The sequence below is a fragment of the Stenotrophomonas sp. AS1 genome, from assembly GCF_048957655.1.
GTDB classification, from domain to species: domain Bacteria; phylum Pseudomonadota; class Gammaproteobacteria; order Xanthomonadales; family Xanthomonadaceae; genus Stenotrophomonas; species Stenotrophomonas bentonitica_A.
The window spans coordinates 440240-455164 of sequence record NZ_JARVXM010000003.1 but is presented as its reverse complement, the minus strand read 5'-3'; the positions used below and the strand labels follow the sequence as shown (position 1 = coordinate 455164).

Below are 14925 nucleotides of genomic sequence, written 5' to 3'. Positions count from 1 at the left end.
TCATCGCCGCGATGGCGCGCGCATGCACGCGCGCCTGTTCAGCCGGCAGCGCGGTCGCGCGATCAGCCGACCGAGACGCTGTGCGCCGCTTCGCGCGTCGCCGCGAAGCGCACGTCCGGCGCACGTTCCTGGGCCAGCTGCAGATTGACCCGGGTCGGTGCCAGGTACACCAGCTGCCCGGCGGCGTCGATGCTGAGGTTGCCCGCGTTCTTCTCGCGGAACTCTTCCAGCTTCTTTTCGTTGCTGCAGGTGACCCAGCGCGCCGTGGTCACGCTGACCGGCTCGAAGGTCGCTTCCACGCCGTACTCATCCTTCAGGCGGTATGCCGCCACATCGAACTGCAGCACACCCACCGCGCCCAGGATCAGGTCGTTGCTCATCAGCGGGCGGAAGAACTGGGTAGCACCCTCTTCGGACAGCTGCGCCAGGCCCTTCTGCAGCTGCTTGAGCTTGAGCGGATCGCGCAGGCGTGCGCGGCGGAACAGTTCCGGCGCGAAGTTCGGGATGCCCGTGAAGCTGACCGCTTCGCCTTCGGTGAAGGTGTCACCGATGGAGATCGTGCCGTGGTTGTGGATGCCGATCACATCGCCCGGCCACGCCTCGGCGGCGATCTCGCGGTCGCTGGCCATGAAGGTCAGCGCATTGGCCAGCTTCATTTCCTTGCCGGTGCGCACATGGAAGGTCTTCATGCCGGCCACGAATCGGCCTGAGCACACCCGCATGAACGCGACGCGGTCGCGGTGCTGCGGGTCCATGTTCGCCTGGATCTTGAACACGAAACCGGTCAGCTTGTTTTCCTCCGGCGCGATCATCCGGCCGGTGGTGGCGCGCGGCTGCGGCGAGGGCGCGTGCTCGACGAAGAAGTCCAGCAGCGGCTGCACGCCGAAGTTGTTCACGCCCGAACCGAAGAACACCGGCGTCTGCTTGCCGGCCAGGTAGGCCTCCACGTCGAAGGGATGGCTGGCGCCCTGCACCAGCTCCAGCTCGTCGCGCAGATCGGCCAGCATGCGCTCGCCGATCTTCTCGGCCAACCCGGGCGAATCGATCGAGGGGAAGATGGTCGAATCCTGACGGGTGAAGTTGCGGCCCTGTTCGTACAGGTGCACTTCGCCGGTGATCAGGTGGACCACGCCCTTCAGGCGCTGGCCCATGCCGATCGGCCAGGTCACGGGTGCGCACTGGATGCCCAGCACGCTTTCCACTTCATCCAGCAGGTCGATCGGCTCCTTGCCCTCGCGATCGAGCTTGTTGATGAAGGTCATGATCGGGGTGTCGCGCAGGCGGCACACTTCCATCAGCTTGATGGTGCGCTCTTCCACGCCCTTGGCCACGTCGATCACCATCAGCGCCGAGTCCACCGCGGTGAGCACGCGGTAGGTGTCCTCGCCGAAGTCGGCGTGGCCGGGGGTGTCGAGCAGGTTGACGATCTTGCCCTCGTACGGGAACTGCATCACCGAGGAGGTGACCGAGATTCCGCGCTCCTTTTCCAGCGCCATCCAGTCGGAGGTCGCGTGGCGCGCGGCCTTGCGGCCCTTGACCGAACCGGCCATCTGGATCGCACCGCCGAACAGCAGCAGCTTTTCGGTCAGCGTGGTCTTGCCGGCGTCAGGGTGGGAAATGATGGCGAAGGTGCGGCGGCGCGCAGCTTCGGTAGCGACTTCGGACATGGCGTGACGCGCCCGCCCGGGGCGCTTTTCATGGAGATGAGCCGCCCAGTATAGCGGGGGCGGGCGTGGCCGGGGTCAGGGCAGGGCGGACGCCCCGGTCTCATCGGCGGTGCGGGCGAAGCGCAGCTCGCCCTGCGGGCTGACGATCCGGGCCGGAATCGAGCGCAGCCGCATCCCTGCATTGACCTGGACTGCGAAATGCAGATGCGGCGCGGCGCTGTAGCCGGTATTGCCCGACAGGCCGATGCGCTGCCCGGCCTGGACCTGCTCGCCCTGGCGGACCAGCGCGCCGTTGTGCTGCAGGTGGGCGTACACGGCCATGCTGCCGTCCTCGTGCAGCACCCGCACCAGGTTGGCCCGGCCCAGATCGTGGTCGCGGTCCTGCCCATTGCCCTGGAAACCGGCCTGGACCTGCATGACGGTTCCCGCCCGCGCCGCAAGCACGGCCGTGCCCTCGGGCAGCGCGAAGTCGATGGCGTCGCGGTTTTCCTCGTCGCTGTGGCTGAAACGGCCCTGCGGCGCCTGGCTGACCTGGATGCGGGCAGCGTCGAACGGCAGTTGGTAGGCCACGTCCTGCGGGCGGGCGGTGGGATCGCCGGGAACGGCGGTCAGCGCCAGCCGGATCGTCGTCGTGCCGGCCGGCGGCTGCACGTGGACCACCACGACGCTGGCCGAACCGGCCACCACGGTCTGCACGGGGAGCCCGGGCAGGGCGGGGGCACCGGGTGAGGACGCCAGTGCCACCTGGACCGGCCCCGCCAGGCGGTTGTCGACGCGTGCCTGCCAACGGTCGCCTTCCCCCTCCAGGGTCAGCACCGCCAAGGCCGACGCATCTGCCTGGCCGGCCGGTTGGGCGGAGGTGGCGGGCGTCGGCCGGTCGATCCGCCAGCCGTCCCGCCAGTTTGCGCCCGGCCCGGCCCAGGCGTTCAGCGCCGGCAGGATCAACACGGTCAGTACGGGCAGACGCAGGCAGCGCAAGGCATTCGCCGGTAAGCAGGGGAGTTGGAGTATGCGTGACTGATGATGATCTGGAATATATATCTCTTCATGCAGATGAAGGGATTGACATCAGCCAAAAGCGCTGGCATCGTGGCTGCACCATCGAGACCGGCAGAGGGACAGGCCCTTTGAAGCCGGGGCAGCCCGCAGACGCGAAAGCGACCCTGCGTAGGTGCCAAATCCTGCGGAGACCGTTGGTGTCTTCCGAAAGATGGTTCGAACCGTGCACCGTGCGTGCGCTTCGAACGCGAGCTCCGCGAAAGCTCGATGGCCGTTTTCCTCCTTTGGATACCGCCATGAGCTTCGCCACCGCCGCCCCTGCCGCCACCGAAACTTTCGCCCCGCTCAGCGTCCCCGTCGACGCCGGGCTGAACGCCGTGCGCGGCGATATCGCGGCGGTGCTGTCGATGCGTCACGGTGGACCGCGGCCGGTGCGACTGCGCTACGAAATCGTGGGCCGCGCCGAGGCGCCGGTGGTGGTGCTGGCCGGTGGCATCTCCGCCCACCGCCACGTGGCGGCCAATGCCGAATTCCCGGAAAAGGGCTGGGCCGAAGGCCTGGTGGCCCCAGGCCGCGCGCTGGATCCGGCCTCCCTGCGCATCCTGGCGTTCAACTTCATTGGCGCCGATGGGGCGCTGGACCTGCCGATCGATACTGCCGACCAGGCCGACGCGCTGGCCTTGCTGCTCGATCATCTCGGCATCGCCCGCCTGCAGTGCTTCGTCGGTTACTCCTACGGTGCGCTGGTTGGCCAGCAGTTCGCGCTCCGTCACCGCCAGCGCCTGCAGAAGCTGATCGCGGTGAGCGGCGCGCACCGCCCGCATCCGTATGCCGCCGCCTGGCGCGCGCTGCAGCGTCGCGCGGTCGCGCTGGGCCAGCTGCAGTGCGCCGAAAGCCACGGGCTGTCGCTGGCGCGCCAGTTCGCCATGCTCAGCTACCGCACGCCGGAAGAATTCGGCGAACGCTTCGACGCCGCGCCGGAAGTGGTCAATGGCCGCGTGCGCGTCGCCGCTGAAGACTATCTGGATGCCGCCGGTGCGCAGTACGTCGCCCGTACCCCGGTCAATGCCTACCTGCGCCTGTCCGAATCGATCGACCTGCATCGCATCGACCCGGCCGCCATCCAGGTCCCGACCGTCGTGGTCGCCGTGGAAGGCGACCGCCTGGTCCCGCTGGCCGACTGCGTCGGTCTGGTGGAAGGGCTGGGCCCGCGCGGCAGCCTGCGCGTGCTGCGCTCCCCGTATGGCCACGACGCCTTCCTGAAAGAAACCGATCGCATCGACGCGATCCTCGCCACCGCTTTTCGATCCCCCGGAGAAACCGCATGAGCCGTTCCGCTGGTACCGAGCCGTCCTGTAGCCGCGTCACCGCCGCCGTGCGTGCCGGCATCGACCGTGACACCGCCCATGGCGCGGTGACCCCGCCGATCGTGCTGTCCTCGAACTTCAGTTTCGATGGCTTCGGCAACAAGCGCCAGTACGACTACACGCGCAGCGGCAACCCCACCCGTGATCTGCTGGGTGAAGCGCTGGCCGAACTGGAGGGGGGCGCCGGTGGCGTGATCACGTCCACCGGCATGGGCGCGATCAACCTGGTGCTCAATGCGCTGCTGCAGCCCGGCGATACCCTGGTGGTGCCGCATGATGCGTACGGCGGCAGCTGGCGGCTGTTCAACGCGCTGGCGAAGAAGGGCCATTTCGGCCTGATCACCGCCGACCTGACCGATCCGCGTTCGCTGGCCGATGCGCTGGCGCAGTCGCCGACGCTGGTGCTGATCGAAACCCCGTCCAACCCGCTGCTGCGCATCACCGACCTGCGCTTCGTGATTGACGCCGCGCACAAGGCCGGTGCCAAGGTCGTCGTCGACAATACCTTCCTGTCGCCGGCGCTGCAGCAGCCGATCAGCTTCGGTGCCGACCTGGTGCTGCACTCCACCACCAAGTACATCAACGGGCACAGCGATGTGGTCGGCGGCGCGGTGGTCGCGCGCGATCCGGAGGTGCACGAGCAGCTGGTGTGGTGGGCCAACGCACTGGGCCTGACCGGCTCGCCGTTCGATGCGTTCCTGACCCTGCGTGGCCTGCGCACGCTCGGTGCACGGCTGCGCGCGCACCAGGAAAACACGGTGGCCGTGGTCGATCTGCTCACCGCCAGCGATGCGGTGGCCAGCGTGTACTACCCCGGCCTGGCCGATCATCCCGGCCATGCCATCGCGGCGCGCCAGCAGAGCGGCTTCGGTGCGATGCTGTCCTTCGAACTGGCCTCGTGCCCGGGCGATGATCCGCACGCCGCGGTGCGGGCCTTCGTCGATGGCCTGCGCTGTTTCACCCTGGCCGAATCGCTGGGCGGCGTCGAGAGCCTGGTCGCGCACCCGGCCACCATGACCCATGCAGCGATGACCCCGGAAGCGCGCGCGCATGCCGGCATCAGCGAAGGGCTGCTGCGCCTGTCGGTCGGCATTGAATCGCCGGAAGACCTGGTGGCCGATCTGCAGGCCGGGCTGGAACGCGCCCAGGTCGTGATCGATCAGCACCGCGACGTGCAGCGCCGTAAACAGGTGGATGCATGAGCGCGGTGCTGAATCTGCCGCTGGTTGCCAACCGGAAACTGGCGCTGCTCGGCACCGGCACGGTCGGCACCGCTTTCGTGGAACGGTATGCCTCGTTGCAGCACCGTGGCGTCACGCTGCCGTCGTTTTCCTGGTTGGCCAATTCACGCACGGCGCGCACCTGCGAACACGCCCCCGCGCACGAACTTGCCCAGGCCAACCTGGCCGCACGCGGTGCGGTGACACTGCAGCCCTGGGCGGAAGCCGAGGGCCTGCAGCGCGGTGACGTGGTGGTCGATGCGACGGCCAGTGACGAGGTCGCCAACTGGCACGAGCAGTGGCTGGCGCGTGGCGTGCACGTGGTGACCGCCAACAAGCTCGGCCAGGGTGCGCAGCTCGCACGTGCCCAGGCCATCGCCGACAGCGGCCAGCAGGGCGACGCGCGCTACGGCGACAGCGCGACGGTGGGGGCTGGCCTGCCGCTGCTGAGCAGCCTGCGCGCGCTGGTTGCCGGTGGCGACCGCATCCATCGCGTGGAGGGCGTACTGTCCGGTTCGCTGGCGTGGCTGTTCCATCACTACGATGGCCAGCGTCCGTTTTCTGCGTGGGTGCGTGAGGCAGCGGGCGCCGGGTACACCGAGCCGGACCCGCGTGTGGATCTGTCCGGTGAAGATGTCCGTCGCAAACTGCTGATCCTGGCGCGCGCCAGCGGCATCGCATTGCGGGCCGAGCAGGTGCGGGTCGCCTCACTGGTGCCCGACGCGCTGGCGGTGTTGCCGCCGGCCGATGCGTTGGCCCAGCTGTCACTGCTGGATGCCCCGCTGCAGCAGTATTGGCGGCAGGCCAGCGAGCAGGGCGGTTGCCTGCGTTTCGTCGGTGGCTTCGATCACGAGGGTGCGTCGGTGGGGCTGCGTGTGCTCCCGCGTGACCATCCGCTGGCCGGCGGTGCACAGACCGACAACCGGGTGGCGATTCATAGCGATCGGTATCACGCCCAGCCGCTGTTGATCCAGGGGCCGGGCGCCGGCGCGGAAGTCACCGCCGCCGCATTGCTGGACGACGTGCTGGCGATCGTGCGGGGCTGACCGCCGCGAGATCCCACCAAGGCACGCGGTAGCGCCAAGGTGGGCTGGCTGCGTCGGCGGATAATGGTGAGGACGGCTGCTGCCACGCATGGCGTGGCAGTACCGGGGTGGTGGGCAGGTCAGTCGTGTGGTGAGATTGCCTTCAGCAGTGCCGCATTGAATCGCGCAGGGTCCTGCACCTGCGGCGAGTGGCCCAGGTCCTCGAAGCTCACCAGGGTGGCGCCGGGAATCGCCGCGGCCGCCGCCTTGCCCAGCGCAGGGTAGTTGCCCAGCGTCGCTTTCAGGGCGGGCGGCGCCAGGTCACGGCCGATCGCGGTGCGGTCGGTCTGGCCGATGAACAAGGTGGTCGGGACCGTGAGTTTCGGCAGTTCATAGACGACGGGCTGGTTGAACACCATGTCCGAGGTCAGCGCCTGGCTCCACGCCACTGCCTGTTTGCCGGGGCCGTCGTACATGCGCGACTGCATGCGCACCCACTGCTCGTACTCGGGCTTCCACTGCCCGTTGTAATAAACGTCGAGCTGGTACTTCCTGATGCTGTCGAAGCTGGTCTTCAACTCGCCTGCGTACCAGGCATCGATACTGCGCCACGGCACGCCCTTGGCCTTCCAGTCTTCCAGTCCGATCGGGTTGATCAGTGACAGGCTGAGCAAGCGCTGGGGATACATCAACGCGAAGCGTGCCGCCAACATGCCGCCCATCGAATGGCCGACGATGTGCAGCTTGCCCTCGCCGTAGCCCAGATGCTCCAGCAGCGCTTCGGTATTGGCGGCCAGCTGGCCGAACGAGTACTGGTAGCGTTCGGGCTTGCTCGATTTGCAGAAGCCGATCTGGTCCGGGGCGATCACCCGGTAGCCGGCCGCGCTCAGTGCCGCGATGGTGTCCTTCCAGGTGGCCGCGCAGAAGTTCTTCCCATGCAGCAGCACGACCGTACCGGCGAACCCTTTGCCGCCGGCGGGCACGTCGATGTACGCCATCTCCAGCGGCTGGCGCTGGGACTCGAACCGGAAGATCTTGACCGGATAGGGGTAGTCGAAGCCTTCCAGTCGCGGGCCGTAGGTGTCGGCGGCGAGGGTGGTCAGCGGCAGGCAGGCGAGCAGGGCGGCGGCCAGGATGCGCATGGCGGTCTCCATCGGGGGAAGTCCTGACTGTACCGGAGTGGCCGTGCAGGGGTGCCGATGAGGCCACCGGGAGCAGCCGACCAACGGTCGGCTCTACCGCCGGGGGCGGTGGATCAGCACTCGATGACGTTGACCGCCAGCCCGCCGCGGCTGGTTTCCTTGTACTTGTCCTGCATGTCGCGGCCGGTGTCGCGCATGGTCTTGATGACCTTGTCCAGCGAGACCTTGTGCTTGCCATCGCCGCGCATCGCCATGCGCGAAGCGTTGATCGCCTTGACCGCGCCCATCGCGTTGCGTTCGATGCAGGGGATCTGCACCAGGCCACCGATTGGATCGCAGGTCAGGCCGAGGTTGTGTTCCATGCCGATCTCGGCGGCATTCTCGATCTGGCTCGGGTTGCCGCCGAGCGCGGCGACCAGGCCGCCGGCGGCCATCGAGCAGGCCACGCCCACTTCACCCTGGCAGCCCACTTCGGCACCGGAGATCGAGGCATTTTCCTTGTACAGGATGCCGATCGCCGCCGAGGTCAGCAGGAAATCGAACACGCGCTGTTCGTTGGCACCGGGGCAGAAGCGGTCGAAGTAATGCAGCACGGCCGGCAGCACGCCGGCGGCGCCGTTGGTCGGGGCGGTGACCACGCGGCCACCGGCGGCGTTTTCTTCGTTCACCGCCAGCGCGTACAGGTTGACCCAGTCCAGCGTGGTCAGCGGATCGCGCATCGCCGCTTCGGGCTTGGAGGACAGCTCGCGGTACAGCGCCGGTGCGCGGCGGGAGACATGCAGGCCGCCGGGCAGGGTGCCTTCCTGGCGGATGCCGCGTGCCACGCAGGCCTGCATGGCGCTCCAGATTTCACGCAGGCTCTCGCGGATCTCGTCCTCGGTACGCCAGCACTTCTCGTTCTCGAACATCATCTGGGCGATGCTCAAGCCACTGCGTGCGGTCTGGGCAAGCAGCTCGTCGCCGCTCTTGAACGGGTAGGGCAGCGGGGTTTCATCGGGCACGATCCGGTCATCGGCCGCATCGTCCTGGTTGACCACGAAACCGCCACCGACGGAGTAGTAGTCGCGCGTGGCGATCACCTGCTCATCGGCGCCGTAGGCAGTGAAGCGCATGCCGTTGGTGTGGTATGGCAGTTTCTGGCGCTTGTTCAGGCCCAGGTCGCGCTTCTCGTCGAAGGCGATCTCGTGCTGGCCCATCAGGCGGATCCGCTTGCTGCTGCGGATCCGCTCCAGGGTCTCGGGGATGATGTCCGGATCGATCAGGTTCGGGCGCTGGCCTTCCAGCCCGAGCAGCACGGCCTTGTCGGTGCCATGGCCACGGCCGGTCAGGGCCAGCGAACCGTAGACGTCGGCGCGGATGCGCACCACGTCCTGCAGATGGCCCGGATCGAGCAGCCAGCGGTGCACGAAACGTTCGGCAGCCTTCATCGGTCCCACGGTGTGGGAAGAACTCGGGCCAATGCCGATCTTGAAAACGTCGAACGTGCTGACAGCCATGATTGCCAAACTGCGGGTATCGGATGGAGCGCTATTCTATGCGCTTCATGCCGCCGGCTCTGGCTGCGGCGCAACATTTTCCAAGGCGGGTGGGCCGGTGTTTACCTTGTTCCAGCGTGATGACTGCCATTTGTGCGACCAGGCCCTGGCGGTACTGGCCCAGGCCCGGGTGGCCGATCTGAACAGTGTGTTCATCGATGACGATGCCGCGCTGGAGGCCCGCTACGGGCTCCGGGTACCGGTGCTGCGCGACGCACGGGGCCGGGAACTGGACTGGCCGTTCGACGTGCCCGCGGTAGAAGCCTGGATCCGGTAGAGCCGACCGTTGGTCGGCTGCCCGGGGATCATCGTTGCGGCAGCCGACCAACGGTCGGCTCTACCTGTAGCCGGCGCGGCTTATTTTGCTTTCAGTACGACCTTGGTGCTGATCGCGGTCTCGTTCGGGATGGTCTTGGTGTCGGCCCAGTCGCCGCCGCCCACACCGAAGTCCAGGCGCTTCACCGTCGCCTTGCCGGCCAGCACCGGCTGCGCGCCCGGGGTCCAGGTGAAGGTGAGCGTGACCGGCTTGCTCACGCCGCGCAGCTCCAGGGTGCCGTCTGCGGCGTACTGGTTGTTGCCCAGCGAACGGAACTTGGTGGCGCTGTACTTGGCCTGGGCGAACTTGCCCACGTTGAAGAAGTCCGCGCCCTGCAGGGTCGAGTCGCGGTCGCTGTTGCCACTCTTGGCGCTGGCCAGCGGAATGGTCACTTCCAGTTTGGCATCGTCCAGCTTGGCCGGATCGAAGCTGATCCTGGTGTCGAAGCCGGGGAAGGTGCCGGTAAACACTTCACCGTCGTACTTGGTGGCAAAGGCCAGCACCGAGCCGGGCGCCTGCACGTAATCGGCGGCCAGCACCGGGGCGGTGGCCAGCAGGCCAGCCAGGGCGGCGGCGACCGCGGCGGGAGAGGTGAGCTTGATGTTCATGGTCAATCCTTCTGGGGGGAGGCAAGCCAGCGCTGCGGGAGCATGCGCGCAAGCGTGGCATCGCGTTGGTAAAAATGGTGGTAAAGCGCAGCACTGGCATGGGCCACGACCACCGCGATCAGCAGCCAGAAGCCCCACTCGTGAATGGCGTGGGAGATCTGGGTGACACGTTCATCGGGCGGGCTGAGTTTGGGCACATCGACCAGACCGAACCAACGGAACGGGCGCAGGCCGCTGGCCGAGTCGTACAGCCAGCCTGACAGCGGAATGGCGAACATCAGCACGTACAGCAGCCAACGCGTGGCCGAGGCGATGCGTTCCTGCCAGGTTGGCGTGCCCGGCACCGGTTGCGGGGCGCCGGCGTACAGCCGCCACAGCAGCCGGGTCACCACCAGCGCCAGCACGGTGATGCCGATCGATTTGTGCATGGTGTAGACCCAGAAGTACTTCGGGGTTTTGGGCAGTTCGCCCATGGTCAGCCCGACGATGCCCAGGGCGAGGATCAGTACGGCGATGAGCCAGTGCAGGGTCTGGCTGACGCCGCCCCAGCGGGTCGGGGTGTTCTTGGCGGTCATGGCGTGGTCTCCTGGACCGGCTGTGGGGTATCTGAGTCGATCGGCGGGGCCGGAGTTCCCGGCACATCGGCAGGGGCAGGATCGCCCGGGTCGCTCGCGTTGCGATCGCGCACGGCCTCCGCTTCGATCCGCAGCTGCACCTCATCGCCGATCATCGAGGCCCAGCCATCCACGCCGAAGGCACTGCGGCTGAGTGTGGCGGTGGCCGAGAAGCCGGCGGTGCGGCGGAACGGCGGCAGCGGATGACGCTTGAGCGCGTTCAGGGTGACCGCCAGCGTGACCTCGCGGGTCACCCCGCGCACGGTGAGCTGGCCGATCACGTTGGCGTGGGTGGGATCGATTGGTTCGACCCGGGTCGAGACGAACCGCGCGTCCGGGAAACGCTCACCGTCGAGCAGATTGCGCGCCAGCGTGGCCTTGTTCCATTTGTCATCGCCCAGGTCCAGGCGCTGGATCGGCACGCTGACCTCCAGGCGTGCCGTGCGCCAGTCGTCCGGGTCGAACACCAGCACGCCTTCGCTGCCGGACACGGTGCCCAACGCGTGGGAGAAGCCGGCATGCTCCACCGCGAACAGCACGCGGGTATGCACCGGGTCGAGGCGGTAGCTGTCGGGGGCGGCGATGGCGAGCAGCGGCAGGGCCGACAACAGCAGCGAAAGGGTCAGGCGCTTGAGCAAGGCGCTGGCTCCATGAGGGTCTGGGGCGATCATACGCACAGCCGTGTCATGGGATGCAGCGTCATGGCTGCAACAGATCGTGGTGCACCTGACAACAGCACGGGGCGCCCGTGCCGTGTTCCCTGTGCAGGACGGAAACAGCCCGTTCCATCCACGGCCGTCGGCCCGGAATGCGGACACCGTCCTGATCGCTGTGTGACAATCCGCACCAACAGGGAGACCGGATCGATGAGCACGCGCCGCTGGGGTGCAGGCATCGTGCTGTTGGGGCTGTGGTTGTGCGCAGTGCCGTCAGTGTTGGAAGCCGCAGGGATATCGGCGGAAACGCCACGCTTGCGCCGCCTGGGCGCGGCCGAGGGCATGCCGTCGCGCATGGTGCTGGCCCTGGCCCAGGATCGCCAGGGCTACATCTGGGCCGGGACCGATGACGGCCTGGCTCGCGTGGACGGCGTCGGCCTGCGGGTGTGGCGCAATGATCCGGCCGACCCCGGCTCGCTTCCCGGCAACGAGGTGGAAACGCTGCTGATCGATCCGCTGGACCGCGTCTGGGTGGGCAGCAATGGCGCTGGCCTGGGCATGCTGGGTCCGGACCGGACGGCGTTCACCCGCTTTACCGCCCTGAGCGAGGCGTGCGAGGGCCAGTTCTGGTCGCTGGCCTATGCCGCGCAGTCGCTGTGGATCGGCACCAACCAGCACGGCATATGCCGGCGCAGCGAAGACGGGGCGCTGGTCAGGTACCAGGCCGACCCGAGCGATCCGCGCAGTCTGCCCGACAACACCATCTACACCCTGTTGGCCGATCCGCAGGGGCGGGTCTGGGTGGGGACCTCCAACGGTGTCACCCGCTGGGATGGCGACGGTTTCACCCGGATCGCGCCGGCCCTGCTGGGCGGCAAGAGCGTGTTCCGCCTGACCCGCGAGCCCGATGGCACGGTCTGGGCGGGCACCGAAGGCGGGCTGTTCGAGATCGGTGCCGATGACCAGGCCCGTCCGGCGCCCTGGAAGCTCAGCGCCGATGTACGTGCGGCCACGGTGATCCACGACCGCAACGGCGGCTATTGGCTGGGCACGGCCGATGGTCTGTACCGCGGCGATGCCAGCACCGCGCGGCTGCTCGCCGGTGATGCCGGCAGTGGCTTCCTGACCGCGCGCAGTGGCGTGCTGGACATGCTGCAGGATCATGAAGGCGGCCTGTGGGTGGCGATGCTGACCCAGGGACTGGCCTACCTGCCACCGGACTGGAAGCGTTTCTCCAGCTGGTACCAGCTTGACGGCAAGCCGTTGGACAGTGTGTACCTGCTGGGCGCGGCAGCGGCGGGGGACGACTTCTACATTTCCGGCGCGCACGGGCTCTACCGTCTCGATGTGCAGGGGCAGCTGCGCCAGATCGCCGACGACAAACAGATCGGAGTGGGCGCGGCGTGGTCGCTGTTGCCCCGCGAGGACGGCGCCGTGTGGATCGGTCGCGCGGGCCGTCTGAATCTGTACCAGCCGGCCACCGGCACACTGCGCGAATGGAAGATCGGCGGTGGCGCCGATGTACGCCAGCGCATCGATCTGATCCGGCAGGCACCGGATGGCGAGCTGTGGCTGTCGATCATGAACTTCGGCATCCAGCGCCGCGACGCCCGCGGCAACGTGCTCGATACGATCCGCAACGACCAGAACCGCGGGCTGACCGAAAATCCGGTCGAGCAGATGGTGTTCGATCCGCGCGGGCAGCTCTGGGTGATGGGCGACCAGATGGGGCTGATGCGGTGGCGCAACGACCGTTTCGAACAGGTGCCCGGGATTTCCCGCGGCAGCATCTATGATGCCGCCTGGACCGGCCCGGATGAACTCTGGCTGGCGCGCCAGGGCGCGCTGGAACGGTACCGCTGGGACGGGCTCAGCATGAGCCTGCGCGAACGCGTCGGCGCGGCCGAAGGGATGCCGGCGGTGTCGATGGGCGGGCTCGCGCTGGGCAGCCACGGGCAGGTATGGGCGACCACGCCACGCGGCCTGGTGTGCTGGCAGGGCAGCGAACGTCGATTGCGGCTGTATGGCGAACGCGACGGCTTGCCCGATGTGGAGTTCAGCAATCGCCCGCCCGTGCAGACACGCGACGGCCGGGTGCTGGCAGTGACCGCGACCGGGCTGGTTGGTTTCGATCCGGACGCGGCGGACATGGTGCTGCCGCCATCTCAGCTGGTGATCGACAGCGTGCAGGTGCGTCGTGACGATGCCGAGGGCCAGCAGATGCTGCCTCCGCAGGCACCGATCGTGCTGGGACCGCAGGACCGCGACCTGATCGTGTCCGCACGCCTGCTGTCGTTCGCCAACCCGCACGGCAACCGCTACCGCTACCGGGTGTCCGGCTATGACCAGAACTGGGTGATGCAGGCGGCCGATGGCGAACGCCTGCTGTCGCGCCTGCCCGCCGGGCACTATCGCATCGAGGTGCAGGCCGCGACGCCGCAGGGCGCGTGGACGCCGCCCAGCACGCTGGACCTGGAGGTGCGCCCGCCATGGTGGCGCAGTGGCTGGGCGATCGTGGGCTATGTGCTGCTGGGCCTGATCGGGATCGCCGCGCTGGCGTACGTCGCACGTGCGCGCCTGCGCCGTCGCCAGCAATGGCAATTGACGGTGCACAAACAACAGTTGGCCGAGCAGGCGTCACAGGCCAAGAGCCGCTTCCTGGCCACGCTGGGGCACGAAGTGCGCACACCGATGACCGGCGTGCTGGGCATGAGCGAACTGCTGTTGTCGACCCCACTGGATGAGGTGCAGCGGGGGTATGCCGGCTCGATCCAGCATGCCGGCAAACATCTGCTGCGGCTGGTCAACGACGCGCTGGATCTGGCCCGTATCGAGGCAGGGCGGCTGGAGCTGGATCTGCGTCCGTTTGATCTGATGTCGTTGCTGGAGCAGGTGGAAGCCCTGATGGAACCGATGGCCCACCACCGTGGGCTGGCGTTCGAACGCAGCTTCAACCTGCCCGGTCCGGTGCAGGTCAGCGGCGATGAGATGCGTGTGCGGCAGATCCTGATGAACCTGCTCGGCAATGCGATCAAGTTCACCGAGCATGGCCATGTCGGCCTGGGGGTCGAACTGGGCGAGGAGGGTCGCGCGATCATTTTCGAGGTCTCCGATACGGGGCCGGGCATCAACCAGGACCAGCAGGAACGGTTGTTCCATCGCTTTGAACAGGCCGATGGCCCACGGACCGCATCGCGCTACGGTGGCAGTGGCCTGGGCCTGGCGATCTGCCAAGAACTGGCGGTGGCGATGGGCGGCCGGATCGAGATCGACAGCCGGCTGGGCGATGGCGCCCGATTCACCGTATCGCTGCCGTTGCCCTGGACCGTACAGCCGCTCGGCACGCCGCGTGAGGCGGGCCACGACACGCGCACGCAACTGCCGCCGCTGCGCATCCTGCTGGTTGAGGACGATGCCACCGTGGCCGATGTCATCGCCGGGCTGCTGCGCTCGCGCGGGCACGAGGTGGTGCACGTGCTGCACGGCCTGGCGGCGTTGTCCGAGGTGGCGGCAGCCCACTTCGATGTGGGTCTGCTGGACCTGGACCTGCCGGCGCTGGACGGCATCGCGATCGCGGGACAACTGCGTGCGATGGGCTATGAGCTGCCCCTGATCGCGGTGACCGCACGCTCGGATGCCTACGCCGAGCAGCAGGTGCTGGCGGCCGGATTCAACGGTTTCCTGCGCAAGCCGGTGACCGGTGACATGCTGATCGATGCGATCGTGCAGGCGCGCGCCGGGAAGTCGCCCCGACACTGATCAGCCGAAGCACTGCG

The 14925-nt window shown here is 67.8% G+C and carries 12 protein-coding genes and 1 riboswitch; of the genes, 5 read left to right on the top strand and 7 right to left on the bottom strand.

What is annotated here, in order from left to right; translation table 11 throughout:
* Positions 1 to 62 precede the first annotated feature (62 nt).
* Positions 63 to 1667, bottom strand: a complete 1605-nt coding sequence (locus PV764_RS06270; protein ID WP_019185103.1) for a peptide chain release factor 3 — start codon at positions 1665 to 1667, stop codon at positions 63 to 65.
* Positions 1668 to 1742: 75 nt separating this feature from the next.
* Positions 1743 to 2645, bottom strand: coding sequence for a M23 family metallopeptidase (locus PV764_RS06265; protein WP_421116325.1), 903 nt, complete (start codon positions 2643 to 2645; stop codon positions 1743 to 1745).
* A gap of 117 nt (positions 2646 to 2762) precedes the next feature.
* A riboswitch (SAM riboswitch) is annotated at positions 2763 to 2884 on the top strand.
* Positions 2885 to 2962: 78 nt separating this feature from the next.
* On the opposite strand from PV764_RS06265, the gene metX reads away from it, so the two are divergent.
* The 3 genes from metX to PV764_RS06250 are packed head-to-tail and all read left to right on the top strand — an operon-like array spanning position 2963 to position 6299.
* Entirely contained in the window at positions 2963 to 3994 is a 1032-nt protein-coding gene (gene metX, locus PV764_RS06260; protein ID WP_421116324.1) for a homoserine O-succinyltransferase MetX, read from the top strand.
* Positions 3991 to 5235: an O-succinylhomoserine (thiol)-lyase gene (locus PV764_RS06255; RefSeq protein ID WP_019185100.1), complete on the top strand. Its 1245-nt coding sequence runs from the start codon at positions 3991 to 3993 to the stop codon at positions 5233 to 5235. Before metX ends, PV764_RS06255 begins: the two co-directional genes overlap by 4 nt.
* Complete coding sequence (locus tag PV764_RS06250) at positions 5232 to 6299, top strand: homoserine dehydrogenase (protein ID WP_019185099.1); 1068 nt, start codon at positions 5232 to 5234, stop codon at positions 6297 to 6299. Before PV764_RS06255 ends, PV764_RS06250 begins: the two co-directional genes overlap by 4 nt.
* Positions 6300 to 6418: 119 nt before the next feature.
* Here PV764_RS06250 and PV764_RS06245 read toward each other — a convergent pair whose 3' ends face one another.
* On the bottom strand, positions 6419 to 7420 hold the full coding sequence (locus PV764_RS06245; RefSeq protein ID WP_046272720.1) for an alpha/beta fold hydrolase: 1002 nt from the start codon (positions 7418 to 7420) through the stop codon (positions 6419 to 6421).
* A gap of 113 nt (positions 7421 to 7533) precedes the next feature.
* A complete protein-coding gene (locus PV764_RS06240) occupies positions 7534 to 8916 on the bottom strand; it encodes an L-serine ammonia-lyase (protein WP_019185097.1) in 1383 nt (460 codons plus the stop codon).
* A gap of 97 nt (positions 8917 to 9013) precedes the next feature.
* On the opposite strand from PV764_RS06240, the gene PV764_RS06235 reads away from it, so the two are divergent.
* A complete protein-coding gene (locus PV764_RS06235; RefSeq protein ID WP_019185096.1) occupies positions 9014 to 9232 on the top strand; it encodes a glutaredoxin family protein in 219 nt (72 codons plus the stop codon).
* Between the two features lie 80 nt (positions 9233 to 9312).
* Here the strand turns inward: PV764_RS06235 and PV764_RS06230 are convergent, their stop codons facing one another.
* Genes PV764_RS06230 through PV764_RS06220 form a run of 3 tightly spaced genes read right to left on the bottom strand, consistent with a single transcriptional unit; the run spans position 9313 to position 11164 of the window.
* Complete coding sequence (locus tag PV764_RS06230) at positions 9313 to 9879, bottom strand: YceI family protein (RefSeq protein WP_019186059.1); 567 nt, start codon at positions 9877 to 9879, stop codon at positions 9313 to 9315.
* Between the two features lie 2 nt (positions 9880 to 9881).
* Positions 9882 to 10454 (bottom strand): cytochrome b, encoded by a 573-nt coding sequence (locus PV764_RS06225; protein WP_421116323.1) that lies wholly within the window; start codon positions 10452 to 10454, stop codon positions 9882 to 9884.
* Entirely contained in the window at positions 10451 to 11164 is a 714-nt protein-coding gene (locus PV764_RS06220) for a YceI family protein (protein ID WP_046272692.1), read from the bottom strand. The genes PV764_RS06225 and PV764_RS06220 overlap by 4 nt, the downstream gene beginning before the upstream one ends.
* A 195-nt stretch (positions 11165 to 11359) precedes the next feature.
* Here PV764_RS06220 and PV764_RS06215 point away from each other — a divergent pair, with 195 nt between their 5' ends.
* The gene (locus PV764_RS06215; RefSeq protein WP_019186062.1) at positions 11360 to 14908 is read left to right on the top strand and encodes an ATP-binding protein; all 3549 of its coding nucleotides are present in this window, start codon (positions 11360 to 11362) and stop codon (positions 14906 to 14908) included.
* The last annotated feature ends 17 nt before the right edge of the window (positions 14909 to 14925 follow it).

Coding starts and splice junctions, on each gene's coding strand:
- PV764_RS06240 (WP_019185097.1), bottom strand. CDS start 8,916: ATGGCTGTCAGCACGTTCGACGTTTTCAAGATCGGCATTGGCCCGAGT.
- metX (WP_421116324.1), top strand. CDS start 2,963: ATGAGCTTCGCCACCGCCGCCCCTGCCGCCACCGAAACTTTCGCCCCG.
- PV764_RS06225 (WP_421116323.1), bottom strand. CDS start 10,454: ATGACCGCCAAGAACACCCCGACCCGCTGGGGCGGCGTCAGCCAGACC.
- PV764_RS06245 (WP_046272720.1), bottom strand. CDS start 7,420: ATGCGCATCCTGGCCGCCGCCCTGCTCGCCTGCCTGCCGCTGACCACC.
- PV764_RS06220 (WP_046272692.1), bottom strand. CDS start 11,164: ATGATCGCCCCAGACCCTCATGGAGCCAGCGCCTTGCTCAAGCGCCTG.
- PV764_RS06250 (WP_019185099.1), top strand. CDS start 5,232: ATGAGCGCGGTGCTGAATCTGCCGCTGGTTGCCAACCGGAAACTGGCG.
- PV764_RS06230 (WP_019186059.1), bottom strand. CDS start 9,879: ATGAACATCAAGCTCACCTCTCCCGCCGCGGTCGCCGCCGCCCTGGCT.
- PV764_RS06270 (WP_019185103.1), bottom strand. CDS start 1,667: ATGTCCGAAGTCGCTACCGAAGCTGCGCGCCGCCGCACCTTCGCCATC.
- PV764_RS06215 (WP_019186062.1), top strand. CDS start 11,360: ATGAGCACGCGCCGCTGGGGTGCAGGCATCGTGCTGTTGGGGCTGTGG.
- PV764_RS06255 (WP_019185100.1), top strand. CDS start 3,991: ATGAGCCGTTCCGCTGGTACCGAGCCGTCCTGTAGCCGCGTCACCGCC.